Annotated in this window: 26 protein-coding genes and 1 tRNA gene; 20 read left to right on the top strand and 7 right to left on the bottom strand. The window is 53.4% G+C overall.

Annotated features, from left to right (window positions below; translation table 11 throughout):
* The 3 genes from B5F75_RS04090 to B5F75_RS04080 are packed head-to-tail and all read left to right on the top strand — an operon-like array spanning position 1 to position 3,841.
* Positions 1-1,278, top strand: coding sequence for a hypothetical protein (locus B5F75_RS04090; RefSeq protein WP_087288212.1), 1,278 nt, complete (start codon positions 1-3; stop codon positions 1,276-1,278).
* A 13-nt stretch (positions 1,279-1,291) separates the two neighbouring features.
* Entirely contained in the window at positions 1,292-2,707 is a 1,416-nt protein-coding gene (locus tag B5F75_RS04085) for a hypothetical protein (RefSeq protein ID WP_087288209.1), read from the top strand.
* A gap of 9 nt (positions 2,708-2,716) precedes the next feature.
* Positions 2,717-3,841: a hypothetical protein gene (locus tag B5F75_RS04080; protein WP_087288208.1), complete on the top strand. Its 1,125-nt coding sequence runs from the start codon at positions 2,717-2,719 to the stop codon at positions 3,839-3,841.
* Positions 3,842-4,204: 363 nt separating this feature from the next.
* Here the strand turns inward: B5F75_RS04080 and B5F75_RS04075 are convergent, their stop codons facing one another.
* The gene (locus B5F75_RS04075; protein ID WP_087288206.1) at positions 4,205-4,384 is read right to left on the bottom strand and encodes a hypothetical protein; all 180 of its coding nucleotides are present in this window, start codon (positions 4,382-4,384) and stop codon (positions 4,205-4,207) included.
* Positions 4,385-4,463: 79 nt separating this feature from the next.
* Between B5F75_RS04075 and B5F75_RS04070 the strand changes: the two genes are divergently transcribed.
* The 7 genes from B5F75_RS04070 (at position 4,464) to B5F75_RS04040 (ending at position 12,447) form a co-directional block, all read left to right on the top strand.
* Positions 4,464-6,065 carry a portal protein gene (locus B5F75_RS04070; RefSeq protein WP_087288204.1) on the top strand — a complete coding sequence of 534 codons (1,602 nt, stop codon included), beginning with the start codon at positions 4,464-4,466 and terminating at the stop codon, positions 6,063-6,065.
* A 190-nt stretch (positions 6,066-6,255) separates the two neighbouring features.
* Positions 6,256-6,561: a Bbp19 family protein gene (locus B5F75_RS04065; RefSeq protein WP_087288202.1), complete on the top strand. Its 306-nt coding sequence runs from the start codon at positions 6,256-6,258 to the stop codon at positions 6,559-6,561.
* A complete protein-coding gene (locus B5F75_RS04060) occupies positions 6,558-7,163 on the top strand; it encodes a hypothetical protein (protein ID WP_087288200.1) in 606 nt (201 codons plus the stop codon). The genes B5F75_RS04065 and B5F75_RS04060 overlap by 4 nt, the downstream gene beginning before the upstream one ends.
* A gap of 10 nt (positions 7,164-7,173) precedes the next feature.
* Positions 7,174-8,151: a major capsid protein gene (locus B5F75_RS04055; protein ID WP_087288198.1), complete on the top strand. Its 978-nt coding sequence runs from the start codon at positions 7,174-7,176 to the stop codon at positions 8,149-8,151.
* Between the two features lie 8 nt (positions 8,152-8,159).
* Entirely contained in the window at positions 8,160-8,543 is a 384-nt protein-coding gene (locus B5F75_RS04050; RefSeq protein WP_087288197.1) for a Bbp16 family capsid cement protein, read from the top strand.
* A 707-nt stretch (positions 8,544-9,250) separates the two neighbouring features.
* Positions 9,251-9,838 carry a phage connector family protein gene (locus B5F75_RS04045; protein WP_087288195.1) on the top strand — a complete coding sequence of 196 codons (588 nt, stop codon included), beginning with the start codon at positions 9,251-9,253 and terminating at the stop codon, positions 9,836-9,838.
* Entirely contained in the window at positions 9,838-12,447 is a 2,610-nt protein-coding gene (locus tag B5F75_RS04040) for a phage nozzle protein (RefSeq protein WP_087288193.1), read from the top strand. Before B5F75_RS04045 ends, B5F75_RS04040 begins: the two co-directional genes overlap by 1 nt.
* Positions 12,448-12,506: 59 nt before the next feature.
* Here B5F75_RS04040 and B5F75_RS04035 read toward each other — a convergent pair whose 3' ends face one another.
* Positions 12,507-13,325, bottom strand: coding sequence for a hypothetical protein (locus B5F75_RS04035; protein WP_087288192.1), 819 nt, complete (start codon positions 13,323-13,325; stop codon positions 12,507-12,509).
* Between the two features lie 43 nt (positions 13,326-13,368).
* Here B5F75_RS04035 and B5F75_RS04030 point away from each other — a divergent pair, with 43 nt between their 5' ends.
* The 9 genes from B5F75_RS04030 to B5F75_RS03990 are packed head-to-tail and all read left to right on the top strand — an operon-like array spanning position 13,369 to position 18,960.
* Positions 13,369-13,851 (top strand): hypothetical protein, encoded by a 483-nt coding sequence (locus B5F75_RS04030; RefSeq protein ID WP_143351246.1) that lies wholly within the window; start codon positions 13,369-13,371, stop codon positions 13,849-13,851.
* Position 13,852: 1 nt separating this feature from the next.
* Positions 13,853-14,338 carry a hypothetical protein gene (locus tag B5F75_RS04025; RefSeq protein ID WP_087288188.1) on the top strand — a complete coding sequence of 162 codons (486 nt, stop codon included), beginning with the start codon at positions 13,853-13,855 and terminating at the stop codon, positions 14,336-14,338.
* A gap of 8 nt (positions 14,339-14,346) precedes the next feature.
* Positions 14,347-15,789 carry a hypothetical protein gene (locus B5F75_RS04020; protein ID WP_087288186.1) on the top strand — a complete coding sequence of 481 codons (1,443 nt, stop codon included), beginning with the start codon at positions 14,347-14,349 and terminating at the stop codon, positions 15,787-15,789.
* 8 nt (positions 15,790-15,797) lie between these two features.
* Positions 15,798-17,627, top strand: a complete 1,830-nt coding sequence (locus B5F75_RS04015) for a hypothetical protein (protein ID WP_143351245.1) — start codon at positions 15,798-15,800, stop codon at positions 17,625-17,627.
* Positions 17,628-17,631: 4 nt separating this feature from the next.
* Complete coding sequence (locus B5F75_RS04010; RefSeq protein WP_087288182.1) at positions 17,632-17,928, top strand: hypothetical protein; 297 nt, start codon at positions 17,632-17,634, stop codon at positions 17,926-17,928.
* Between the two features lie 7 nt (positions 17,929-17,935).
* Complete coding sequence (locus B5F75_RS04005; RefSeq protein WP_087288180.1) at positions 17,936-18,166, top strand: hypothetical protein; 231 nt, start codon at positions 17,936-17,938, stop codon at positions 18,164-18,166.
* Positions 18,166-18,555: a M15 family metallopeptidase gene (locus B5F75_RS04000; protein WP_087288178.1), complete on the top strand. Its 390-nt coding sequence runs from the start codon at positions 18,166-18,168 to the stop codon at positions 18,553-18,555. Before B5F75_RS04005 ends, B5F75_RS04000 begins: the two co-directional genes overlap by 1 nt.
* 1 nt (position 18,556) lies before the next feature.
* A complete protein-coding gene (locus B5F75_RS03995) occupies positions 18,557-18,745 on the top strand; it encodes a hypothetical protein (RefSeq protein WP_087288176.1) in 189 nt (62 codons plus the stop codon).
* The gene (locus tag B5F75_RS03990; RefSeq protein ID WP_143351244.1) at positions 18,742-18,960 is read left to right on the top strand and encodes a hypothetical protein; all 219 of its coding nucleotides are present in this window, start codon (positions 18,742-18,744) and stop codon (positions 18,958-18,960) included. The genes B5F75_RS03995 and B5F75_RS03990 overlap by 4 nt, the downstream gene beginning before the upstream one ends.
* Positions 18,961-19,128: 168 nt before the next feature.
* Here B5F75_RS03990 and B5F75_RS07700 read toward each other — a convergent pair whose 3' ends face one another.
* The 5 genes from B5F75_RS07700 to ybaK form a co-directional block, all read right to left on the bottom strand.
* Positions 19,129-19,632 (bottom strand): type IV pilin protein, encoded by a 504-nt coding sequence (locus B5F75_RS07700; protein WP_087288300.1) that lies wholly within the window; start codon positions 19,630-19,632, stop codon positions 19,129-19,131.
* A 316-nt stretch (positions 19,633-19,948) separates the two neighbouring features.
* Positions 19,949-20,021, bottom strand: a tRNA-Thr gene (locus tag B5F75_RS03980).
* Positions 20,022-20,079: 58 nt separating this feature from the next.
* Entirely contained in the window at positions 20,080-22,380 is a 2,301-nt protein-coding gene (locus tag B5F75_RS03975; protein WP_087288172.1) for an O-antigen ligase family protein, read from the bottom strand.
* 87 nt (positions 22,381-22,467) lie between these two features.
* Positions 22,468-23,298 (bottom strand): RDD family protein, encoded by an 831-nt coding sequence (locus B5F75_RS03970; protein ID WP_087288170.1) that lies wholly within the window; start codon positions 23,296-23,298, stop codon positions 22,468-22,470.
* A 69-nt stretch (positions 23,299-23,367) separates the two neighbouring features.
* Complete coding sequence (gene ybaK, locus B5F75_RS03965) at positions 23,368-23,847, bottom strand: Cys-tRNA(Pro) deacylase (protein WP_087288168.1); 480 nt, start codon at positions 23,845-23,847, stop codon at positions 23,368-23,370.
* Between the two features lie 70 nt (positions 23,848-23,917).
* Between ybaK and B5F75_RS03960 the strand changes: the two genes are divergently transcribed.
* Positions 23,918-24,388, top strand: a complete 471-nt coding sequence (locus tag B5F75_RS03960; protein WP_087288166.1) for a pilin — start codon at positions 23,918-23,920, stop codon at positions 24,386-24,388.
* The last annotated feature ends 33 nt before the right edge of the window (positions 24,389-24,421 follow it).

Here is a 24,421-nt window from a genome sequence, read left to right as displayed (position 1 = left end):
ATGTTAAAACGCATCTTGCTGGGCAGCCTATTCATCCTGAGCAGTTTGGGAACGCCTCTACAGGCGTGGGCCCAAAAGCAGCTTGTTCCGGCGTTGCGCGCGGCCGGTGCCGGAAGCGTGAAGAAAGCCGCCGGCGCGTCCGTCTTGCATTGGGCTCCTCCCGTCAGCGTAAAGGGGCCGTTTTCGTATGTGCCGCCGGTGCAGATTTCCTTACAACAGCTGGAAAGTTTGTCTGCGGCGGTGAACCGCTCGGTGCTGTTGCAGCAGAGCCGCCGCGGCACCTTGCGGGAACTGGACGAGATAGAAAAGTTTATTTTTAGCAACGCGCCCCAAGCCCTGCGTTTGCAGGCCGTTAAATTCCTTGCGTTGGGTTTTACGGCCGAACAGGCCCGGCTGTTTTTGGATTGGTACCCTTTCTTGACGACGAATACCCGCTTTGCAGTCGAAAACAACGACTGGCTGCTGCGGATTGCGCCGAACTTTAAAAAACAGGCCGCGTATGTAATGGCGCATCAGGCGGATATCCACGCCGCTTTACAAATTACGGAAATAGACCGCCCCGGGCTGTTGGCGCAGACGATTGGGCCGGAAAACCGCCTGATTCTGGTGGGGGAAGTGCACGGACGGGCCAATTTGCAGGCGGAAATGGCGGCGCTGCTGCGGCAGTATCATGCGCGCTATCCGAAGCGGAAAATCGTTTTGTTTTCTGAGTTTTTGCCAAGCAGTCATCCGTCCTTTTGGCAGGCCGGGCAAGCGGTGCCGGCGGACTTTTTTGAAAAGAATCCCGATTTTGCGAACGAAATTTATCGGCTGGGGCAGTCGCTGTCAATGGATATTTACGGGCTGGAAGATATCCGGTTTACGTATCAAAAAACGGTGGAGCTGAGCCAACTGGAGTTTACGGTGGCCAATACGTCTTTTCGGGTGATGCCGGTGCGCAATAAGTATTGGGAAGGCATTATCCGGCGGGTGATGGAGCAAACGCTTCGCCAGACGCCCGATGCCGTGTTTTTTGTATATGCCGGGAACAAGCATATTAGTAAGAGCATTGCGGAGTCGCTGGCCCGCATGCTGCAAGACAAAAAGCCTTTTTGCATCGAACTTAGAAACGGTTTTCAAAGCGGTTTTTTGGGGTTGCTGCAAGGGAAAACTCCTTACCGCATGGCTGAAGTGGATAAACCGTATTTAATGACTTGGAAAAAAGATTCAAATTATTCATCTGTTTTGGGCTTTGACGCTCAGGTACTGCTTCCGTTTGAAACGCCGGCAATGCCTTAAATAGGAGTTTAATATGGGTAAGTTTTTTCGTATTTTGTTGTTGGCCTGTTGTGTGGTGGGGGCGGGCGTGCCGGTATGGGCACAGAAAAAAGCGGTGCCAGCCGTACGCGCGCTGACGGCGGGGCCCAAGGCCGTTGCCCCACAGGCGGGCCGTTTGCCCGGTGCGGCGGGAAAGGTCGTTTCTCCTTCCGTCGCAAAGGTGCAGGCGCTGCAGTCCGGCTTGGGAAGCGCTGAAGTGGCTTCTTGGAGCGACCCGGCGGCCGTACAGGGAATCTTTTTTAACAAAAAAACAACGTCTGATTCAAAAAATTGGAAACAGCTTTTGGATGCGTCTTTAAAAAAAATCCGCCTGTTTGCAAAGCCTAAAAAGAAATCGAGTGTCATTGCGGATTTGACTGCCTTGCCGGAAGAAGTGACGGCGGGCAAGGCCGAAGGCCTGCAGCGGGAAGTATACGAAAGTTATAAAGCCGTTATGGATCTTTGGAAGGCCCGCTTCGCGCCCGAAGAAGATATTCCTGTATTAAGAGCCATTTTTATGCCGCAGCTTACCCCTAGCGAAACGGCTTTGAAAACCAATAAACTGAGCCTGTTTTTCAGCCGCGGATTTGCCGATAAATCCGACTGGCTGCGCAAATACCCCGGGCAGGGGAAAAACGAGTTAGTCCGCTATCAAGGGGAAGATGAAATCAGCTATTTGGCATCCCGACTGTCCAAAGAAAAACTCGTTTTCTTTGGAGAAACGCATCATCATGATGAAATTCAATACAACTTGGCCTCTTTGTTAAATGAGATTCGGCAACAGAATCCGAACCGCCGGATTGTCCTGTTCACGGAATTTATAGATTTGCCGCCGGCCCAGGCGGGTTCCCGCAATACCATTGCCACCTATTACCGCCGCGTGCCAGAAACGCCGCTGGAGCCGATTACTCTTAAACACAGCGACCAAATCGGGTACGCCCTGTCGTTCTTCTTTGTGGCCTTGATGAGAAATGTGGAGGTGTACCCGCTGGAAGATCCGACCCAGTTTAAAATGTTTCATCAAAATATGACGAAAGCAGAATTTTTGTCGCTCTTTGCGTTGTCGGAACGCAATAAAATTTGGGCGCGCGTCATAGAAGAAAAAATGACGGAAATCCGCAAGCAGGATCCGGACGCGTTGTTCTTGGTCTATGCCGGTGTCGGGCATACTTCGTGGTTAATGCCTTTTGCGCTTCCTAAATTTTTTGCCGGCGAACACCCCGTAGTGTTGGACGTTACTTCCGAAGTGCCTTCTCGCCACTCCCTGCTCTATCACGTGTGGGGAAAAGAAGACCCGTTCTTTGTGCGCAATCATATTACTTCCAGCTTGTATTATTGGACGGGAGAAAACGCCCGTTTATTAGGCCGGCAGGTAGGGTTTGATTATGCGTGGGCGGTGCCCCAAAAATAAAGAGGGAATATGAAAAAAATCGTCTGTTTTTTACTTCTGGTTGTTCTGGTGTTCCCGCAAAGCGCATTTGCCCAAGCGGCCAAAGCGCTGCGCCCGCTGCTGCCGGCACTTTCCAAATCCGGCGTACAGGCGGCCGGTGGAAAATGCCTTTCGTTTGAATTGGGCAATATGTATATGTATTTGCCGCCGGCGGTTATGTCTGCCCATGGGGCGGACTTATGGAATACGCATATTTCTGCCCAGTTGGATCCTGCGCTTTACGGGGCTGTTTCCAAGAAAAATAATGCCTATATTTTTAAATCTCTCCAGCGGTTTACCCAAAATTATGAAAAATTTCATGCGCATTCCGCTTCCATTGTCGGGCGCATCCAGAGCTGTGTGTATACCGGCGACATCCCTTACGCGGCCTACCTTCCCAAAGATTTAAAAACGCTCTACTTGGGGGAAGTGCATGGCATAGTGCCCTTGGCGGAGGAAGTAACCCGCCTCATCCAAGCGTTGCCGAAGCTGTATCCCGGGCGGAAAATTTATTTGGCCACGGAGTTCTTGCCGGCTTATGAACAATTGCCGCTGGGGGCAGACCGGACCGTTACGCGCCCGGAAGAAATCGCGCAGCTGCTGCCGGATACGCGGCGGGTATCGGTACGGGTGTTGTACGCCGCGGTAAAAGCGGGGATACCGGTGATTGGATTAGAGCGGGAGAATGAACTGCAAAATTTCATCGTGCGGACGACCCGCCAAAAACCGACCGATCAAATGTATGAAGATTTTTCTTGCTCGTTTGAAGGCGTGCGCCTGCGCAACAAAATGTGGGCGCAATACCTGCGGGCGCTGCGCCAGCAGGAGCCGGATGCGCTGATTGTCGTCTATGCGGGCTTTGGCCACGTAGGGTATAATCAGGACTTTAACCTCCCTTCTATGCTGGGGGGAGATTCTTTTGTGGTACTGTTTACGGTGCCGGAATATCTCACGCTGAATAACCCTTTGTTTATTTATTTCCGGGAAGAAGCTGCCGTGCGGGCCCAATTTCATTCTTCGCCGCGGGCCCGGTTGGTGGAAAGCTGGGTAAAACCCTCGCCGTATAAGAAAATTCTTGGCTCGGATATGACGGTAATTCTTCAGTCGGAAGAATAAAAAGGCCGCGGCTTGCGGATGTCTGACCGCCTGTAAACGGGAATCCTTTCTTTCCACAATATGCTTTTCATGCCGCTTTTTAAGGGGCCCTGCCCTCGCGGGTGGTTGCCTGCCCGTTGGCTTCTTGTCTTGTTAGCTGATTTTAGAAGAGAAAATAAATTTTGGGCTTCGTTTTGAAATTTTACTTGACAACTCCCATATTTTTATGCTATAATTAAGAAATAGAAGTAATCCTACCGCAGTAAATTCCTTTATTTTGATTCGTTTCTTGGTTTGACGGCTGTATTTTATATATCCGCTGCTGTTTTTTGCATAAAAAAACCCACCCGCTTGGGGTGGGGATGTTTTAAAAAGCCGTTGCAGTTATACCGGTGTAGTTGCCGTTACGGCCGCCAGAATTCCTACCAACAAAATCGTCAGCAGAATAGAAATCCACATCGCTGATTTTTTGCTTCCTTTCGGAAATACTTTCCGGGTAATGATGTAAAACCCCGGCACCGCCAACAACACTACAAAAATCAAAATCGTAATAATACCCATCATAAAAAAGCCCTCCTTCTTTCTTTTATCTTAGTAAATTTCTTTTTTCTTCGCACGCCTCTTTTGGTTTCTCGGACTCCCTATGAAACATAATACACAACAAACAACCGATTATTTGCGCCTCTATGACGAGCTGAAAAGCGAGCGCGCCTCCTGGACGCCCGCTTGGAAAGAACTCAGCGCTTATTTGGCGCCCACCCGCGGCTTTTTTGACGGGCAAACCCCCAATCAAGGCCGCCGCATTGACCACAAAACCCTGCTGGATTCCGACCCGTGCCTGGCGGTGGAAGTGCTGTGCGCCGGCATGATGAGCGGGCTGACCAGCCCCTCGCGCAGCTGGTTTGACCTCACGCTTGCCCCCGAAGAACTGATGAACCTGCCCGGCGCGCGGGAGTGGATGTTTGAAATTAAAAAACGTTTGGAAGACGTGTTTGCCAAGAGCAACGTCTACAGCGTGCTGCACGGGTTTTATCAGGAAATTTCCGTATTCGGCACGGCCGCGTTTTTGGTGGAAGAAGACCCGCAAAAAGGCATCCGCTGCCGTCCGTTTACCATTGGGGAATACGCCTTGGGAACCGACGCCGCCGGCCGGGTAAACCGTTTTGGGCGGGAATTTTTTATGACGGCCGAGCAAATGAAAGATACGTTCGGCCCGGAGCACCTGCCGCCGGCCGTTGCCCGCGAGTGCGACGAAAACCGCACCTTCCGCTGGCATAAAATTATTCATTTGATTTTGCCCAACCCGGCGCAAAACCCCGCCCGCCAAGACAGCGCGCATATGCCTTATCTGTCCGTGTATTTAACGGACAACGGCCATTTGCTGCGCCAAAGCGGTTACCGGGAATTTCCGGTCATCGCGGCGCGCTGGGAAGTGAAAAACGCTTCCGACGTTTACGGCCGCGGCCCGGGGTGGAAGTGCTTGGGCGACGTGAAAATGCTGCAAAAAATGCAGAAAACAAAACTCGTCGCCTTGGACAAAAGCACCAACCCGCCGATGATGGTTTCTTCCAACGTGCAGGGGGAAGTGAACCTGCTGCCGGGCGGCATTACCCGCTACAACGGCACCACGGACGCCGCCGTGAAGCCGGCCTATGAAGTGCAGCCGGATTTAAAATCGCTGGAAGCTTCCATCCAAAGCGTGCGCGACACCATCCGCGCCCAGTTTTTTGCAGACGTGTTTTTAATGCTTTCCACGCAAAATTATTCCAATATGACCGCCGCCGAAGTGGCCGAACGCCATCAGGAAAAGCTGCTTGTATTGGGGCCGGTGCTGGAACGGCTGAAAAACGAACTCTTAGACCCGCTGATAGACCGCGCGTTTAACCTGTTGTTCCGCCAAGGCTTATTGCCGCCGCCGCCCCAGAGCATTGAAGGACTTGAGATGGAGGTGGAATACGTGTCTATGATTGCACAAGCGCAAAAAGCGGCCGGACTATCGGCCCTGGTGAAGGGCCTTAATTATGCGGCTTCCTTGGCGGCCTCGCGGCCGGAAGTGTTAGACCGCGTAGATTACGACCGCGCCTTGGAAGAAGGTCTTACCACGCTGGGAGTGGCGCCTGCTCTGTTACGTAGCGAGCAGGAAACCCGCCAAATCCGCGCCGAACGCATGCAGGCGGCCCAGCAATTGGCGGCTGCGGCGCAGGCGCCCGCCGCAGCCGGGGCGGCCCCTTCTCCGGAAAAATAAAAGAGGCTCTGTGCTTGCGGGCGCGTCTTCATAAGCGGTACGGCCCGGCACAGAACGGAAAGGCGCCGCCCGGCGCGGCGCCCTTTCCGCCCGATTTAAAGGTTCCGCCGCAGGCGCCTACATAAGCGAGCGCTGCGCGGACGGGAAAGAAAGACGGCTCCGGAAACCGTCTTTCTTTCCAACCCTTCCTATGAACGAAAAACAACTTAAAAAACGCAACGCCTGCGATTTGCAGGCCGTCTTAAAAACCGTGCAGGGCCGCCGTTTGCTGTGGCGGATTTTGCAAGCGGCTCAAATCGGCCAGCACGGTTTCGTCCCCGGCGATCCGTACGCCACCGCATTTCACTGCGGGCAGCAGAGCATAGGGCTTTTTCTGCTGGCGCAAATTACGGACGCCGCCCCTGCCGCCTACCTGCAAATGCGGGGGGAATACCTGTCGCAGGTGCAGTCGGAGCAGAATGAAATTAACCGCCAACAGGAGGAACTAAACGCATGAACCCAGCCGAAACGGCGGCCCCGCAAGCCGCCCCCCAAGAACCATCCGATTTAAACGCCCCGTCCGCGCGGCCCCAGGCCGACCCGGTTCCGGGCAGGGAGGAGACCCCTCCTGACCAGAACACCTCGCGGACGGACGCCGCCCCAGACCCGGCGGCTTATCCCAACTTACAACTGCCCGAGGACGTTTCCTTCCCGGAAGCGGCGTTGGAAGATTTTAAAACGCTTTCGCAGGAAATGGGCCTTTCCGAAGATCAGGTGCAAAAACTGCTTGATTTGGAAGCCCGCTTCGTCCGCTCTGGCGCCCAGCACGGCGCGGAAGAAAAACGCCAACTGCTGGAACGGTGGGCCGAACAAACCCAAGCGCTCTACGGCGCCCAATGCGGCGAAGTCATTTCGCTGGCGGTGCGCGCGGCGGACGCGTTTGGTGGCCCGGAACTGCGCGGGCTGTTGGAAGCCACGGGGCTGGGGAACCATCCCGTCATTGTCCGTACCTTTTACGAGATCGGGAAAAGTATCAGCGAAGACGTTTTGCCCGGCGGCAAACCCGCCGCCCCGCAGGATAAAACATTCGCCGAGGCGTTGTACGGAAAAAACAATTAAGGAGAATTAAATGGCAATTATTGCTGACAAACATTACAGTTTGGTGGATTACGCCAAACAATTTGATCCCTCCGGCCAAGAGCTGGCCATTGCCGAGGTATTAAGCCAGTCCAACGACATCATCGCCGATGCCCTGGTAACCGAAAGCTCGTTGGACAGCGGCCACGAATACGCCGTACGCACCGGCATTCCCGAAGGCACGTGGCGCCGCGCCTATCAGGGCATTGAACCCGCCAAAGCCACGACCAAAGTGGTGGTGGAATCGTATGGCACCTTGTCGGCCTATTCCGTAGTGGATAAACTGGTGGCCGAAAAAGGCGGCCATGTGGAAGCCGTGCGCACCGGGCAGTCCCGCGCGATTATCGCCGGTATGTCCAACACCATGGCGTCCAACCTGATCTACGGCAATGCCGGGCAGCACCCGGAACGCTTTACGGGCTTGGCCGCGCGCTACTGCGAACTGGACGGGGCCGAAAGCTCCCGCAACGTCATTGACGCCGGCGGAGAAACCGAAGGGCAAAACTCCTCGATTTACCTCGTGGTCTGGGATACCGACAAAGTGTTCACGTTCTTCCCCAAAGGTTCCAAAGCCGGCATCCAACGCGTGGACTACGGCCTGGTAAACCATGTGGACGCCGACGGCAACGAATACCCGGCTTATAAAGAATACTTTGAATGGAAGCTGGGGCTGGCGGTGCAGGACTGGAGATACGCCGGCCGCATTTGCAACATTGACGTGACGAATGTGCCCGCGGACTTGATTGACCAAATGTGCGAATTGGAAGAACGCATTCAAAGCCTGTCTATGGGCAAACCCGTGTGGTATATGAACCGCACCGTCAAGGCAGCCCTTAGAAAGCTGACCAGCAACCGCACCAACGTGCAGTACACGCCGGATCAGATTACGTCCCGCCCGCTGATGACGTTTAACGAAATCCCGGTGCACATCTGCGATGCGATTACCGACACCGAAGATGTGGTGAAATAGGAGGAACTATGTTACTTGATCAAAATGCCATGATGTCCGACAAGCAGGCGGTTGCCGCTACGGCCGCGTCCGAAAATATCCTTGATTTGGGCGCCGCCTCAAACGCCGTGCCGGGTGCTTTGTTTGCGGTCTGCCGCACCGATGAAGCGTTTAGCGGGGTAACCCAGGTAAAGGTGTCGCTGCAAACGGATGATACGGCCGATTTTTCCGCCGCGCAGGAGCTGATGGCCGTTACGTTTGCCTTGGCCGATCTGCAAAGCGTCAAAAATCTGTTTGCCGTCGTTCTGCCCAACGGCGCCAAGCGCTTTTTACGGGCGTATTATACCGTCAGCGGTTCGGGTACGGCAGGCAAGCTTTCCTGCTTTCTGACCGATGGCGTAGATATGCACTAGTCTGGTAGTCTGGGGGGCAGGGAAAGGATTCCTTGCCAAAAACGGCCGGGCGGCACTCATCCCCCGCCCGGCCGGTTGCCCCAACCGCTGCTTCCTCTTTTTTTACGATTCCAACCTGGCCGCCAGCGTTTTTCAGGCTGTTTTTTCTGCTTTTTCGCAAGTAAAGACGCCGCCCCCTTCCCAAAAGCCGAAATAAGAGGGGTTTTTGCTCAAAAGAGGGCTAAAAAAGCCATTTTGCTGTCGCTGTTCCGCTTAAATTGGGCTGAAAAGGGAGATTTTTAGGATAACGGCCTCTTTTTTACCCATCCGCGTAGCCAGAATCCCAAACGAACGGGTCAACCTGCATGCGTATAGGGCTTTTTATTTGGCCTAACAAAGGAAACATCTAACAACTGTTTTTGTTTTTTAAAAAACGAAATATGGTTTTGATTTTTGATTGTTAAAAGTAGATGTAAAAATAAAAATACTTAAATAATAAGTATTTTTAAAAATAACATTAAAAATAATAACAAAATAAACTTTATAAATCAGTGCAAAATATTTAAATTTCAGTTCACTGTAAAATATATATTAAAAATAAAAATTATTAAAAAATAAGAATAAATAAAATAATAGTATAAAAATAACTTTAAAAAACAGGTATTAAACGTTGATGTATAAAATAAAAAATACTTAAAATTTATATAAAAATAAAATAGGAGATAAAAATGATATCCAAAATAACCATCTGTAATTTGGCTTTGGCACAGTTAGGCCAAGCTCCTATATCTTCATTGGAACAAGATGACGAAAAGGCTCGGCGGCTTAATTTGTTTTATGAACCGGTGCGCGATGAGGTGCTCCGTACCCATAATTGGGCATTTGCCGGGGCAGAGGAGCCGCTGGTATTGATTGAAAAACCGCAGGAAGCGCCGGGGCGCTGTATTTATAAGTACCCGGCGGAGGCGTTATTTGTGCGGCGCGTATTTGTGCCGGAACAGGCTGTGAAGGCGCTCAAATTCCGGGAGGTGTTCCGCACCGATTTGCACTGCCGCGTGCTGGAAGTGCCGGCCGAGCGCGCCTATGCCGAATATACCCGGCGGATTTTGGATGAAAATTTGTTTGATCCGGCGTTTGTAAAGTCTTTTTCGCTGGCACTGGCGTGTGATTTGGCCATTGCCCTGACGGGGGATTCCGCCCTGGCTAGCCAACTGCTGCAAAAATATACCCTTAGCTTAGATGAAGCCCGGCGCAGCAACATGACGGAAAACTTTACCCGCGCCGACGCTTCCGACGCGTTTACCGAGGTGCGCTGATGCCGATTCATTACTTGCAACCGTCTTTTTCCGGGGGGGAAATCAGCCCCGCTTTGCACGGCCGGGCCGACAGCGCGGCCTATGCTTCTTGGTTAAAAACCGTCCGCAATTTTTACATTCATCCCCAAGGCGGAGCCTCCAACCGCCCCGGCACCCTGTTTATGGGGCAGGCCAAATACGAGCAAAAGGACTGCCGCATCATTCCTTTTGTATTGGGGGAAGAGGAAGCCTACGTACTGGAGCTGGGGGAACATTACTTGCGGGTATATGCTTCCGGCGGGCGGATTTCGTCGGCGGACGGACAGCCGTATGAAATAGAAACCCCTTACGAAGCGTATGACGTGCGCTACCTGAATTACACCCAGTACGACCAGACCCTCTTTTTAACCCACCCGCAATATCCGCCCAAGCAGCTGCGCCGGGTAGAAAGCGGGTTGTTTGAGTTTACGGACGTGCCGATTAAATACGGGCCGTTTATGCTGGCAAACAGCGACAAAACAAAAAAAATGCGCGCCGTTCTGCACCAAGAAACCGAGGAATCCGTAGGCGTAAGCGCGACGCTTTCGTTCTTGCCGATTTCTTACCCCAATATGGTGGCGTTTGTGTATTTTGACGGGGTACGTTTCTTCGTGGGGCCGGATTTCGGGTTGGACGTAGGGCTGATGGTAACGTATTTTAACCGTTCGTTTGAAGCCGCCGGCTACAAAGCCTACAACTTGGGGGGATTGGTGAAAATAGAATCGCCCAAAGATACGGGGGGCGACTGCAACGGCAAACAGCTGGTCATCAACTTTCACGACGGCCTGCTGCGCCCGCCCGTAATTTCGTTTACCCAAACGTTAAGCGGCGGCTCCAATAAAGGCCAGCTGATTTCCCAAGGCGAAAACCAATACCAGCTGGAAAGCGATTTTGAGTGCTTTAAACCGGGCCACGTGGGCGGACGTTTCGCCTTGACGCACAAAGTGCCCAGCCAAATGCTTACCGGAACGCTGGGGTATGAAGACAGCTCCGCGTCTGTCAAAAGCGGGGGCGACTGGAAACTGCGCACCACCGGCGAGTGGACGGGAAAACTGGAGTTGGAAATGTCTGGCGATATGGGAAAAACGTGGGAAACCATCAAATTTTTCTCGCGCGAAACCGGGGACGAAAACCTCAACACCTTTGGCCAGCTGGATGACCAAAACAGTTTGTATTACCTGCGCCTGACGGCCCGCCAAATCAGCGGGGAGGCGGGGTTTGAACTGCAGGCGGATTCCTTCCGGCAAGAGGGGATTTTTGTCGTGAAAGATTTCGTAAACGGGCAAAAAGTGGTGGTGGAAGTGGAACGGCCGTTTGGCTCGGACGAGTGGACGGACGAATGGGCCGAAGGCTCTTTTAGCCCGGCGGCGGGATATCCGTCTTGCGTGTTTTTTTACCAAGACCGCCTGGGCTTGGCCGGCACGCAGGCCGAGGCGCAGACCATTTGGTTTTCCAAAACCGGAGCCTATTCCGACTTTGGCCACGCCCGCAATACCCTGGAGGATTCCGACTCGATCAGCGTCAATCTTTCAGGCAAAAAATTAAACGCCATTCATTCGGTGGCGGTGTCCAATAAACTGCTGGTGTTTACCGCCGGCAGCGAGTGGACGATCAGCAGTTCCGGCGCGCTGACGCCTTACAACATCCAAGTGCAGCAGCAAAGCGAACGCGGCGCCAGCCGCACCGCCCCGGTGATGGTGGGCAACAAAGCCCTGTATGTGCAGGCGCGCGGCGGCGTGCTGCGGGATTTTTATTACGACTACAATTCCGCCTCCTACACCAGCAACGATTTGACGCTGTATGCCAAGCATATCTTTTTTAACCGCGAAATCCGCGAGATTTGCTACCAACAGGAACCCGATAACCTGATTTGGTGCGTGCTGGACGACGGCACCCTGGCCGTGCTGACCTATTTGGCGGAGCAAAATGTCTGCGCGTGGAGCCGCCACGATACGCAGGGCAAATACCGAAGCATCTGCACCATTCCCAACCGCGGCTACGACGAAATTTGGTTTGCGGTGGAACGGGACGGGCAGTATTTTATTGAACGCTTGGTACAGCGTTTGGCCAGCAAGGCGCCGGAAGACCAGCTGTTTTTGGATGCGGCCGTTTCCCGCAAGAGCGAGACGGCTTTCTCGGAGCTGGACGGGCTGGAACATTTGGAAGGAAAAGAAGTGGGCGTGCTGGCGGACGGCAGCCCGTTGGCGGGGCTGGTGGTACGGAGCGGAAAAATTATCCTGCCGCGCCCGATGAATTGCGTGCATGCGGGGCTTTCGTATGAGGCCGAACTGCAAACCCTGCCTGCCGCCTTTGACCGCTCCGACGGCACCGCGCAAGACCGGCTGCGGCGGCTTGTCTCCGTTACGGTTAAAATGCTGGACAGCCGCGGCGGCCAAGTAGGCACGGAAAACGGGCCTTTAAATGACATTATTCAGCGCGGTACGGAAAATTTTAATACCCCTATCGCCCTGCAAACCAAGGATTATGTGCTGGCGCTTTCCGGCACGCATTCGTTGGTGCCTTCGGTCTTGTTCAAACAGACCGATCCCCTGCCGGTTACGTTGCTGGCGTTTATCAGCCGCATCGTATAAAAACGGAAAAAAGGGGGCTTCCCTTTCAAGGAAGCCCCCTGTAAAAACCGTTTTCCTGTTTATTTGGTCGTTTCAGCCGCCGGGGCCGCCGCTTCTTCCTGCGGCAGGGCCGGGGCGGTTTCACCCGGCAGGGAAGAGCCGTTTTCCAAACGCAGGCTCCGGGCCGTTTGGGTGGCGTTTTCTACCGCTTCGGGATAATCCGGCGAAAAGGCAATGACGTAGAAAACCTGTCGGTAGGCATCCGCCACGGCCGTTACGGCCAGAAACATCCGTTTGCCGTTGCGGGCGTAGGCGCGGCCGGTGGCAAACATGGCCGGATAACCGTCCAGCGTGAAATCTTCTTGCGACAGGATTTCAAGATCTTGCCGGTGGTCGGTGGAGGCCAACGCTTCGCGAAGCGCCTGCAAAGGATGCCCTTCATCCACATCATCCTGCCGAAGCAGCAGTACTGCCATAAACTGACGCTCGTTGGCGTCTTCCTCTTCGTCGGACGGATAGTTGCGGAAGGCGTTCATATCCACGCCCACTTTGGCGTCAAGGTCGTCAAACTCCATCCAGTTGGAAAAATCCATTCCGTTAAATACATCCAAATCAAAGCGGTATACCGGGTCGGTATAGACGCGTTCCCCGTAGACGGGCTGCGGATTGTTTTGCAGGCGGGTAATCATTCCTTTAAAGGGAGAAACCACCTTATACACGCCCCACGCCGTAAACCCGACAAACAACACCCCAAACACCACGGTGCAAACGCCGGCCCAAATCAAAGGCCATTTGTTGGAGTTCTTTTTAAGCAGAATCCAAATCAGTTTAAACACCAGGAAAAACACCGCATACACGGCAACAACGGCAAGCAATGCCAAGATAACCAATAGGGTCATACACACTCCTTATTCTAAAATAATTCTCTCTATTATAGTTTTTATGGACTTCTTATACCAGAAAAATCAGATACTGCTGCGCCGCGCCCGACGGGAGGACTGCCTGCGTTTGGCGGCCGTTTTGCGCCCAGAAGACCGCGCCGAGCTGGCGGCCTCTCATCCTGCACAAGAGCCGCAGGAGTTGCTCGTCCATTTTTTTAAACGCTCCAGTGCGTGCTTTGTGCTGGAATACGAAGGTGAACCGGCCGCGTTGTTTGGCGTGGCGCCGGACGTGTGGATGGGGCGGCGGGCCTGCGTGTGGCTGCTGACGGGCCGCCGCGTGCGCCGGATTGCCAAAACTTTTGTGCGGGTGGCGCGGGCCCTGCTGGCGGGCGCCTTGCGGCGGTATGAAGAACTGTACAATTTTGCCGACGGACGATATGCAGCGGCGCTGCGTTTTATCCGGCGGCTGGGCGGAACGTTTGACGGGACGGTTTGTCAAACCGGTTGCGCCCCATTTTTACGATTCACTTTCAGGAGGAAATAATATGGGAGGAATTTGGAAAGCGGGCGGGCAAGTCATTTCCAGTGCCGCTTCGTTGCTGGGAGACCGCAAATCCGAAATAGATTATTACGATGCCTTGGCCCGCGATGCAGACCGGCAGGCCCGCTATACGGCCGCCGCGTCCGAGCGGCAGGCAACGTATTTGTTCAAGTCCGCCGCCGAGAAAGGGCGGGAGCTATATGAAAACTACCGGCAGACGGCCGGCTCGCAAAAAACGGCGCTGGCCGCTTCGGGGCTGACGTCCAGCTCGGCCACGGTGCAAACGATTCTTAAAAACAGCCGCTTTAATGCCCTTTTGGATCAGCAGGCTTTACAGGAATCGCTGCAGGACGCCTTGTACGAAAATAATGTCTCCGCCGCGGAACATATTTACAGCTTAAACGAAACGGCTGCCCAATACCGCCGTGCGGCGCAAAACCGGGGATCCTGGTGGAAACTCGGAAGCAACATTTTAAGTTTATTTAGTTAGGAGTGCCTATGCCCATTATTCCTACGTACCGCCGCCAGGAGCGTTACCAAGCGCCCGGCGTGCAAACCGGTGCCCCGGCACCCCAACGCTTGGGAAGAGCCTACGAAAATACCCTGCAGGAATTCGGCTCTTTTTCCAGCCAGGCGTTGGCATACCTGCAGCGACAACCGGAAAAAGAAGAAAAAAAGGGGCGCTCTTCCGCTGCTGCTTCAGGGGTGGAAAACAGGTTATCTTCCCTGTCGTTTGAAAAGGCAGAAAATACCGGCGGCCAAGCGGAAAAATCTTCTGTTCAGGCCGATGAAGACTTGCAGTTGCGCTTGGATTTGGCGAGCTCCGTGCGAGAGCGCGTTTCCGAGGGGCGCGCCGTAGATCCTTCGGATTTGGACGAATTTGCCGCCCAACGCCTAACGCCCCAACAGGCCGATACCCCTGCCGCGCGGGATTACCTGATGCTGCGCCGCGCCGCCCAAGAGGAGCAAGCCTTGCAGACCCGCGGGCAAAATATCCGCGCGGCCCGGCAGGAAGAAAATTTGGTAAGAACGGTAGGCGCGACGGCTTCCTCCGCCGCGGCGCTGGACGCCTATTTGGAGGCCCAGCTGCCGGCTTTGGAAAAACGCCTGCAGGAAAACGGAAGCGACCCAAAAAACTTGGCGCGGCAATTGGCTGGCGTGCGCGCGCAGACCGCTTTGGAAAATGTGCGCCGTTCCGTGGCGGCGGGAAATTACAGCGCGGCGCAGGAAGTGTTTTCCCGGTATGAAAAAGAGATGCCGCCGCGCCAGCGGGAAGAATGCCGCGAAAAAATCCGTCTGTCGGCGGCGGAAGGATATGCCAACCGGCTGTGGAATCGGGCGCAAGCGGAAACGGACGGAACGCCCGAGCAATGCAACGCATGGGCCCGGCAGCAACTGACGGAAGAAAAGCAGGCGGACTTAAAAACGGACGTGCAAAAAAGTTTAGATCTGCTTGCGGCGTCGGCCCAACAGCGCCAACACCAGGCGCTGGCGCAGGTGTACCGCGCGGTCGCTTCGGCGCAGGCCGGTTCGGCACGGGCCGTGTTGAACACTCGGGAAGGGCTGGCTTCCGCCCGGCTTTCTTTGGCGTACCGCGCCGCCCAACAAGCAGACGGCGGCGTGTCGGTTCCCACCCGAGCGGACACATTCAACACCTTGTATTTTTCCGGTACGGAAAAAGAAATTGACCGCGCCTTTGAAAAAAACCAGCTCTCGGCGCGCGATTATTGCTTGCTGCAAGCGGTTTTGCACGAGCGCGCCGCCGGAGCGGAATCCTCGGAAAGCCGTTTTTTAGCGCGCGGCATTGAAAACTGGGGGAAGAAAAACGAGCTGTCTGTGCAGGAAACGGCGGAAATAAAGTACAAGGTCTTGTCGGCGGATGGGGGAATAGAAAACCAACGGGCCGCTTGGCAGCGCATGAAAGCGCTGTTGGAGAATTAGGAGAGTATATGACTGTTTCAATGCAAATTACCAAACGTATTTATCAAGGCAACGGAATCACGCGCAAGTGGGATGTGGATTTTCCGCTCTTATCGGCGGCCGATTTGCGGATTTACGTTACTTCCCCGCAAGGGGCGGAGGAAGAAATTTCGTCCGATTTCAGCGTGGATTTGTTAACCCATACCTTGACGTATCCCACCGACGAAAGCGGCAAAGCCGCGCTGGCGGACGGCTGGAAACTGACCGCCGTGCGGGCCACGCCGCTTACGCAGGAAATTGACTTGCTGCGCCAGGGCGAATTGGACGCAGAAGTGCTGGAAGAAGGATACGATAAATTGACCCTGCTGGTGCAGGAATTGGAGGAGAAGGTAGACCGCAGCATCAAGTATCCGGTTTCCTCGCAGGAAAATGATTTGGAAACGGATAATTTTTTGGCCAATATCTTATCGGCAAAAGAGGCGGCCGTGCTTGCCTCGCAGGAGGCCGCCCACTCGGCCCAAGCGGCTCAGCAAACGGCTTCCGACGCCCAGCAAACCATTACGCAGGCCCAGCAAAATTTTACGCAGGAAACAGAAACTTTCAGCGAAAATTTACAAAACAAGGAGCAATCCATTTATCAAGCGGCAGAAGGGTATGTAGCCCAAGCCGCCCAACAGGCGCAAACGGCTAAAAACTGGGCGCTGAAGACCGACGGGCCGGTGGAAGGGGAAGAGTTCTCCGCCAAAAAATACGCCCAAGAGGCGGCGCAGGCGGCTTCTACGGCGGCGATGATTAATAAAATATCCAACTGCCTGACCAAAATTCCGCAGGATATCAAGCTGTCTGTATCTTCCGGCACGCTCACGCTCGGCTCCGGCTCCAAAGCATACAGCGGAAGTGGCAGCGTAATTAACATCACGCAAAATTTAACGGCATCTTCTTCCGGCGCAGGCTCTTTTTTAGTGTTTGCAAAGGCGGATGCCAGTGCGCTTGTGCTGTGTCCTTTGGCGAATTGTTCTTCCGGCACTTCCGACCCGCAAACGGAAAACACCGTCTACTACAACACTTCCACAAAAACGGTTTCGTATTATGCTTCCGCCAATACGCCTACGGAAGTATCTTTGCCGCTGGGGGTATGTACTGCTTCCGGGCAGATTACTTCTGTAGACCAAGTGTTTAACGGGTTTGGGTTTATTGGAAAAACGATTTTTGTTTTGCCCGGAGTGGAAGGGTTATATCCGAACGGAAGAAATGCGGATGGCTCTTTAAATAATGTTTCTGTTATCGTAAATGCCGTGATGACATATACTTCTTCTTCTGCCGGGCAGAAAGAAGTGTATTTAAAAAGCAACGACTTTTCGGACGTGGGGGAAGCGGCTATTGATTACGACGAAACCCAAAACAAAAACATATACACCTCTAACGGAACGACCGCCTCTTATGCGCTGGTAGGACGGGCCATCCGCACAGAAGGGGGGAACATCGTATCGTTAATGCCGCAAAACGTTTTTCGGGCCGTGGATTATGGCGACGTGTATAAACGAACTACTGTTTATTCTTCGGACGGCTCCAACGCAACGATTACGTTTCCAACCCCTATAAAAGCGAAAGACGCGCGATATTTGGAAGTGGTTTATACTGCAAAAGGAAAGAGTTATACCTCTGTAATTCCAAGCGTATTTGCACCGCTTGGGATTGTGGTGGGTAGCCTGAACTGGGGCGGCGACCAGACCGACCGTGATTACGACTGCGTGATGAACGTAACCTGTGCAGGCGGCTATATTACGGCATTCACATCGCTTGGGAGAGATATCTATATCAAGCGGGTGGACGTGGTAGATTATTTGGCAAGGAGTTAAGGATATGTTAGGAACAAAAATCAAAAAAGAAGAAATGTTGTCGGAAGCATACCAACAGGCGGCGAAATGGTGCAATGAGCATCAGGCGGAAATGAAGTTGGAGGGGGATTATTTTGTAGTAGTCAAAACGCCCGCCCCCGCCGCGCCTACGGCCGAAGAACTGGTGCAAGCCAAGGAAGCGCAAATGGGCCTTACGCGGGCGGTGCGGGAACTGGTGCTGGCGGAGAACTCGGGTGCGAGCGAATACGTCCGCAAGCAGGCGCAGGAAATAGAAGCGATGGCCGCGCCCCTGCGGGAGTGAACCTGTTATGAATACGGAAAAAATCCATCATTGGATTTATCTGATCGGGGTGGCTTGTGCCGTATTGTTTTGGTGTTTTACGATGTACGGGCTTCCGCCGCGGGTGGATAAGCTGGAGGAGCGCGTGCGCGAGCACGACCGCAAACTCGCGGAAAGCACGGTCAAAATAGACATTATTTTAGACGACGTGAAAACCATTAAAACGCATATTTTAAATTTTCACGGGAGGACTAATTAATGCCGGTGCTTTCCTCCGTCAGTCAAACGCGTCTTGCCACTTGCCATCCGGATATTGTGGCCGTCTGCCGGGAACTCATCAAGCAATATGATTTTTCCGTTTTGTGCGGCCACCGCACCCGCGAGGAGCAAAATAAAGCGTTTTCGTGCGGTGCCAGCCGTTTACAATACCCGCAAAGCTCCCATAATAAAACACCCAGCCACGCGGTGGATTTGGCCCCGTACCCGATAGACTGGAATAACCTGGCGCGCTTTCGCGAAATGTGGCACCGTTTTGACGCGCTTGCCCAACTGATGCGCGGGCGCGAAGAAATAACGAGTGAATTTGAATGGGGCGGAGAGTGGGATACCTTAAAAGACTTTCCGCACATTGAAATAAAGGAGAAATAAAATGGAATGGATACAAAACAACTGGAATGATGTGCTGAGCCTGGTAGGCGCGGTGATTTTGATTGTAACCGTCGTCGTCAAGTTAACCGCCACCGATAAAGACGATACCGTTTGGGCGCAAGTGCTAAAGGTTCTTTCGGCGCTTTCGCTGTGCAACCCGGACGGCTCTTTAATCGGCAAGGCCAAATGATGTGGACGGCCTTGATGCTCTGTCTGGCCGGGGTGGGCGCCGTGTATGGTTTGTGCCGGTTATCGGGCGCCCTGGCCCGCCAGCAGGAGCGCTTGCGCCACGTGCAGCAGGAGCGCAAAGAAGATGAACAAATGGATGAAATTATGCGGCGCGTGGGCCGGATTAATGATGCTGATTTGCCTAAGTTCCTGCGCGCCGAGGCAGATAAAAAATAAGGCGGTTTTTTGCCGCATTCGGTTTGACTTGGCAGACCCCGCCCTGCAGGCGCTGCGCGCGGAGAATCAACGCGCGGTACTTGTTTTGGAAACGGCCTGCGGGCGGCTTGCCGTCAAACCATAAAAAAACCCGGAGCGGTGTGCTCCGGGTTTTTTAGGGCCAAAGAGTTAAAAATTGTCGTTATGGCCGCTGGTAATGGCACTGCAGAATTTTTCGGCATCGCCCGTCGGGGCGGAATATCCGATTCCTAATCCGGTATTGGTTCCGCAAAAACGTTTGGCGGAAATGGTGCCGTCGGTTTCTACGGTTAAGACCGTTTTAAGGGCATATTTGCCTTTGGTAATGTTGCGAAGGGCGTTGATGACGAAATACTTATTTCCGCCCGTAGGGGCCATGGTGATGGTGAAGTTTTTGCCGCCATATTGAGTGGTGCTTCCGGGCACTTTGGGTACTTCAATATCCAACACCGAAAAATTGTTGCTGGTGGGCCAGACGTCTTTTTGCAGCTGGTATCTTTCGGCCGATTGGCGAATGGCGCTCATCAACGTCAGTGCTTCGGTGGCGCGGGCTTTTTCTACCGCGGTGGTGTATTGGGGCAGGGCCACAGCGGACAAAATGCCGATAATCAGCACCACCACCAACAATTCAATTAACGTAAAACCTTTATTCATACGCATCTCCCTTTTTTGATACAAGCGGATTTCTCCATTCATAGTATAGCAAAAAACAAAAATAAGAAAAAAGAAAAACTGAAAAGTAATGACCAGACCAAACGGCGTAAGCAAGCGGGCAGGAAATAAGGCAACGGGAAACATTTTAGAGAAAAACAGCCAATCGGTGGCTTCTCCCTGCTGACATTTTGCAGACAGACATGCGTCTTGCGCGTGTTCGCTTTTTCGCGCATGCCGCGGGGGTATCGTCGGCAAAATGCCTTAAAAAGAGTTTTTTGTGGTGTAAAAAAGCCCTCCGACGGAGGGCATAAAAAAGAGCCAAGAGGGGGGATCGAACCCCCGACCTACCGCTTACGAAGCGGTTGCTCTACCAGCTGAGCTATCTTGGCAATCAAATCTTCTTTTGTTGTATATATTCTACAAAAAAATGACGCGTTTTGCATTTCCTTATTTTTTATGGGCGCTTTTTCCGACGGAGGCGCGCATCAAATCCACCTGTTGTTGCAGTGCGTCAAACTGCGGGTTTTTGCGGTGTTTGTCTAAAAATTCGGGTTCCGTTACGCCTGCCGGGCCGCGGCGGTAAGCGTCTATCCATTGTTGGGCGTGCTCCGGGTTGCGCTCCATCAGGGCAATGCTGGTCAAAAAGGCGTATGTGGCCGGGTTGACCGGGTCTATTTTAATCGAGCGTTCAAATGCGCGTTTGGCTTGTTCCATATTTTGCCGGGCATATTGGCTCAGGCGGGCATATTCCGCCGCATTGACGGCTTGGCCCGCGCTTTGGGCTTGCCGCACCGCCATGGCGTAATACAGCTGCCCGATGTTTTGATGCACCATCGAGTGGTTGGGCGCCCGTTTTAGCACGACGGCAAAATCCGCCAAGGCCCGTTCATAATCGTTAGACGGGGCCGTACGGTCGCCCCGGTCGGGGGAGAAAGAATCGGTTAACTGAAGCGTAGTGGCAAACGTATTGGCGCGGAATTGGCGGTATTCCGTCAAGAGCGGGTTTAGACGAACGGCTTTGGTAAAATATCCCAGCGCCCCTTCCGCATTGCCTTTGGATACCAGGCTGACGCCCAAACTGTAGTAGTGGTTGGCCTGAAAGAAACCATAGAAGAAAATCAGAAACGGAACCGAGGCTGCCAGCACAAAGCAGGGCAGTGCCCGTTTGCCCAAAAACGCCGCGCGCAAATACACGTAGGCCGTGCCCGCCAGACAAAAAAGAAACACCGCCCACGCCACGGCAATCAAAAGCCCTTCGCCAAACGAGCCGGCCTGCAGTACGCGGGTTACTTGGGCAAATTGGGCGGCCGTGTGCCACCCGCCATAGACCAGCGCCGTGCACAGTAGCAGCCGCGCCGCCCACGGCCAAGCGGGAGCGGATGCCTTTTCGCCCGCGGGGGCTGCCGATTCCTCCGGCTGGCATAATGCCAAAATCACGCCGCAAAACACCGCAAAAAAGAGGCCGCTGGACGCAAAGCGGATGCTGATGTCCACCCCCGCGTGCACCATCAGCCCAAAGAACGCGCTGGCGTAGCCCAGCAGGTACAAATTGCGCTCGCGCAGGGGTTCATCCGACGGGGCGGGAAGGGGTTGTTTCAGGTTGCGTACGGCGCAGTAAAAGATAAACCCGATTAGCCATAAAAACACCGCCAGCCCGACCGTTCCCGTAGTGGCCCATTGTTCCAGGTATTCGTTTTCGGCGTGTTGGGTTTCGGTGTTGTGGGAGTTTTCTATATAAAAAATTTGCGGGCGGCGGTAGGCGGGATAGATGATTTTAAAACTGCCCGGCCCGGTGCCCATAACGGGTGAATCCTGCACCATTTCCCAAGCGGAAAGCCAGGTAAACGTGCGGAAGCTGACGGATTGAAAACGTTTGGCGGTATAAAAGCCGGCGCCTGCCAAGGCTAATAACAGCAGGCACAACGCGGCCAGATTAATTTTTTTAACGTATTTTTTGGCGGCTCCCGACAAGAAAAAATTGGTATACAGCCCCGCAAAACACGCGGCCGCGGCCGCATACGCCAGCCACGCGCCTTTGCTTTCGGTAAAAAATACGCCCAACAGGCCCGCCGCCAGCAGGGCCAGCAGTTTCTTTTGGCGGGTCAGCAGGTATTGGGCGGCCGCCAGGCACGAGGCAAATACCGCAAACGCGCCAAAAAAGTTCGGGTTGGCGTGGGTGGAAAAAACCCGCCGCGTAAAAAATCCTCTCCAGGGCATAAAATCCGCCCCCGGGAAAAATCCGTCTATAATCTGCAGCAGTGCATAACCAAACGAAATCCACGCGGCCGCCAGGATGTAGCGGGTTACGGTTTTTACGTCTTGCCGGCGGAATTGGCAGGCAATCAGCAGCGTGATGGCGCCGTACATCAGCAAGCGGATAAATTCTTCGGCGGCTTCCATTTTATACGGAGCCCCGATAAAGGAAACGATATTCCACGCCAAGTAGGCAAAGACCGGCAGTAAAAACGGTAAATTTTGGCGGGTGAACGGATTTTTCCGCTCCGCCAGCTGCAGCGCGCTCCACAAGGCAAATAACACAACCGCCCCGCAATGCAAGAGGGTCAGCTTTACCTGTGCCGTATCGTACGTGGCGGTAAAAAAGGAAATGCTCACCAGCAAGCACAGCCAGCCGGTTACGTGCACCAGCGCTTTATGCAAAAAAGGAATTTCCCGTCCGCCGGCTGCTACAGAAGCCTGCGCGGCGCGGGCGGATTTTTTAGTGCGGGAAAGCGTTTTTTTGGAAGCCATAAATACATCTTAACAATTTTGCGGCAAAACCCGCCACCCGCGTTTTGGGGCGGATACAAAAACCCCCGCCGGCGGGCGGGGGAAATTTCAGCTGTTTAGGGTGGAGCAGATTTCTTCGCCCTGCGGCGTCAGCGCCGTGCATTGCACCGGGCCGCCGTCAAACGGATAATAGAGGGTGTACAAAATATCCATTGCGTGGTTGCGCGCGCTGGCTTTTACGCCTCCGGGCTCTAGTAGAAGTTCAAACCCGTCGCAGGATAATTTTTCCGGGCTGATCCGCTGGCATTTTTTATACTCGCCCAGCCACACGCGCGGATCGGCCCCCGGGGCTTGGGCGTCTTTCAGTTGCTTGCGGGCGGCATAATCCAAGGCGCTCAGCACGCGCGAGAGCTGCACATGGCGTTCTGTCTTTTGGTATTGCGGCAGCGCCACCGCCACCAACATCAGCGCCACAAAGACCAGCGCCAGCAAAACCGACACCACCGTTATAAAGGTAAAAGAGGCTTCTTCCTCGGGCTCGGCGTAGGCGTCGGGGTCAAAATCGGCGTTTTTGGAAATGACGGCGCTGTGGCTGATGCGGTCGTGCAGGGTGCGTTTTTTCTTGTCAAAGGCGGCGATAAAAAAACCGAAGTAGAACGTTACGTTGGTAACCAGTTTGGAGAAAATGCGCTCCGTGGCCTGCCAAAAGCTAAGGCGGCGGCCGCGGCGGTCTACCACCTTGATGCCCATAATGATTTTGCCCACGCTGGCCTGCAGAGGGGAGCTTTCCAACAAAGCATAATACAGCCAGATAATCACCAACAGCACCAGCGAAACCGATGCGTTATCCATCATCTGGGCCAGCACCCAAAACAGAACCGCAAACACAACCGCGTCAATTAAAAAAGCAAAAAACCGTTTCCAAACGCTTGCGTACATAGCGCACCTCCCGTGTAACTACTCTTATAGTATACACGTTTGGGCGTTTTGCGCAAGGGCTTGTGGGCCTTAGCACAATTGAACCGCGGAGGCTTGGGCGGCGCGGAGCAAGTCGTTGGGGTTGAGTTTAATTTGCAGGCCGCGCAGGCCGGCGCTGACGTAGATGAAGTCCCACAAAATGCAATCTTCGTGAAGGTAGGTGGGGAAGTGTTTTTTCATCCCCAACGGGCTGCAGCCGCCGCGCATATAACCCGTTACGGGCACGAGTTCCTTTACGTGCAGCATTTCGCAGGATTTATTTCCGCTGGCGCGGGCGGCGGCTTTCATATCCAGCTCCGCCCCGCCGGGAATGACGCATACAAAAAAACCCGTTTTATCGCCACGCAGGACAAGGGTTTTATAGACTTGGTCTATATTTTGCCCCAGCGTTTGGGCCACGTGCACCGCGCTTAGGTTTTCTTCATCCACTTCGTACGGGATAAGTTCGTAGGAAATTCCCAGTTCGTCTAATCGGCGGGCGGCGTTGGTTTTGTGAATTTTGTTTTTCATGGCTGGAAAATCCTTTATGAATATTATAGAATTTTATAAATGATTCGTAACACGGAAAGGAGTTTGCCCCATGCATAAAACACATACGGGTTTTACGTTAATTGAATTGCTGGTTGTAGTGTTGATTATTGGCATTTTGGCGGCGGTGGCTGTGCCGCAATATGAAAAATCGGTAAATAGAGCCAAAACGACCGAGGCAATGACGGTTTTGTCTTACATAGAGAAAGAGCAAACGATGGCTTATCTGGCCAATAATTATATTCCTAACGACATATATTTTGATATACGGGATTCCTATCCAATGAAATATTTTCAAATTGGCTCTATGACGGGAAATCAGGGGGCAGAGTCCTTTGTTTTGCTGAGTCCCACTTGGGGAGATCGTGATATTACGATTGTGGCCTATTTTGAAGATGGAAAAGGAAAATGGTATTGTTCCGGAAAGTGCAGAAAATATTTTTCTTCATCCGATTGCCAAGATTCCACTTACAGCGTCAATGCTCTTACTATTATTAACGCAGCGGCGTGTGTCATTAAATAGTTAAGCAAATTTAAAGCCCCGGCGTTTTGCCGG

Origin of the sequence: Elusimicrobium sp. An273 (assembly GCF_002159705.1) — a bacterium.
GTDB lineage: Bacteria > Elusimicrobiota > Elusimicrobia > Elusimicrobiales > Elusimicrobiaceae > Avelusimicrobium > Avelusimicrobium gallicola.
This window is presented reverse-complemented; position numbering and strand designations above follow the sequence as displayed.

What these genes read in the sequence shown, in the direction of transcription:
- B5F75_RS04090 (WP_087288212.1), top strand. Translation starts at nt 1, where the DNA reads ATGTTAAAACGCATCTTGCTGGGCAGCCTATTCATCCTGAGCAGTTTG.
- B5F75_RS04085 (WP_087288209.1), top strand. Translation starts at nt 1,292, where the DNA reads ATGGGTAAGTTTTTTCGTATTTTGTTGTTGGCCTGTTGTGTGGTGGGG.
- B5F75_RS04080 (WP_087288208.1), top strand. Translation starts at nt 2,717, where the DNA reads ATGAAAAAAATCGTCTGTTTTTTACTTCTGGTTGTTCTGGTGTTCCCG.
- B5F75_RS04075 (WP_087288206.1), bottom strand. Translation starts at nt 4,384, where the DNA reads ATGATGGGTATTATTACGATTTTGATTTTTGTAGTGTTGTTGGCGGTG.
- B5F75_RS04070 (WP_087288204.1), top strand. Translation starts at nt 4,464, where the DNA reads ATGAAACATAATACACAACAAACAACCGATTATTTGCGCCTCTATGAC.
- B5F75_RS04065 (WP_087288202.1), top strand. Translation starts at nt 6,256, where the DNA reads ATGAACGAAAAACAACTTAAAAAACGCAACGCCTGCGATTTGCAGGCC.
- B5F75_RS04060 (WP_087288200.1), top strand. Translation starts at nt 6,558, where the DNA reads ATGAACCCAGCCGAAACGGCGGCCCCGCAAGCCGCCCCCCAAGAACCA.
- B5F75_RS04055 (WP_087288198.1), top strand. Translation starts at nt 7,174, where the DNA reads ATGGCAATTATTGCTGACAAACATTACAGTTTGGTGGATTACGCCAAA.
- B5F75_RS04050 (WP_087288197.1), top strand. Translation starts at nt 8,160, where the DNA reads ATGTTACTTGATCAAAATGCCATGATGTCCGACAAGCAGGCGGTTGCC.
- B5F75_RS04045 (WP_087288195.1), top strand. Translation starts at nt 9,251, where the DNA reads ATGATATCCAAAATAACCATCTGTAATTTGGCTTTGGCACAGTTAGGC.
- B5F75_RS04040 (WP_087288193.1), top strand. Translation starts at nt 9,838, where the DNA reads ATGCCGATTCATTACTTGCAACCGTCTTTTTCCGGGGGGGAAATCAGC.
- B5F75_RS04035 (WP_087288192.1), bottom strand. Translation starts at nt 13,325, where the DNA reads ATGACCCTATTGGTTATCTTGGCATTGCTTGCCGTTGTTGCCGTGTAT.
- B5F75_RS04030 (WP_143351246.1), top strand. Translation starts at nt 13,369, where the DNA reads ATGGACTTCTTATACCAGAAAAATCAGATACTGCTGCGCCGCGCCCGA.
- B5F75_RS04025 (WP_087288188.1), top strand. Translation starts at nt 13,853, where the DNA reads ATGGGAGGAATTTGGAAAGCGGGCGGGCAAGTCATTTCCAGTGCCGCT.
- B5F75_RS04020 (WP_087288186.1), top strand. Translation starts at nt 14,347, where the DNA reads ATGCCCATTATTCCTACGTACCGCCGCCAGGAGCGTTACCAAGCGCCC.
- B5F75_RS04015 (WP_143351245.1), top strand. Translation starts at nt 15,798, where the DNA reads ATGACTGTTTCAATGCAAATTACCAAACGTATTTATCAAGGCAACGGA.
- B5F75_RS04010 (WP_087288182.1), top strand. Translation starts at nt 17,632, where the DNA reads ATGTTAGGAACAAAAATCAAAAAAGAAGAAATGTTGTCGGAAGCATAC.
- B5F75_RS04005 (WP_087288180.1), top strand. Translation starts at nt 17,936, where the DNA reads ATGAATACGGAAAAAATCCATCATTGGATTTATCTGATCGGGGTGGCT.
- B5F75_RS04000 (WP_087288178.1), top strand. Translation starts at nt 18,166, where the DNA reads ATGCCGGTGCTTTCCTCCGTCAGTCAAACGCGTCTTGCCACTTGCCAT.
- B5F75_RS03995 (WP_087288176.1), top strand. Translation starts at nt 18,557, where the DNA reads ATGGAATGGATACAAAACAACTGGAATGATGTGCTGAGCCTGGTAGGC.
- B5F75_RS03990 (WP_143351244.1), top strand. Translation starts at nt 18,742, where the DNA reads ATGATGTGGACGGCCTTGATGCTCTGTCTGGCCGGGGTGGGCGCCGTG.
- B5F75_RS07700 (WP_087288300.1), bottom strand. Translation starts at nt 19,632, where the DNA reads ATGAATAAAGGTTTTACGTTAATTGAATTGTTGGTGGTGGTGCTGATT.
- B5F75_RS03975 (WP_087288172.1), bottom strand. Translation starts at nt 22,380, where the DNA reads ATGGCTTCCAAAAAAACGCTTTCCCGCACTAAAAAATCCGCCCGCGCC.
- B5F75_RS03970 (WP_087288170.1), bottom strand. Translation starts at nt 23,298, where the DNA reads ATGTACGCAAGCGTTTGGAAACGGTTTTTTGCTTTTTTAATTGACGCG.
- ybaK (WP_087288168.1), bottom strand. Translation starts at nt 23,847, where the DNA reads ATGAAAAACAAAATTCACAAAACCAACGCCGCCCGCCGATTAGACGAA.
- B5F75_RS03960 (WP_087288166.1), top strand. Translation starts at nt 23,918, where the DNA reads ATGCATAAAACACATACGGGTTTTACGTTAATTGAATTGCTGGTTGTA.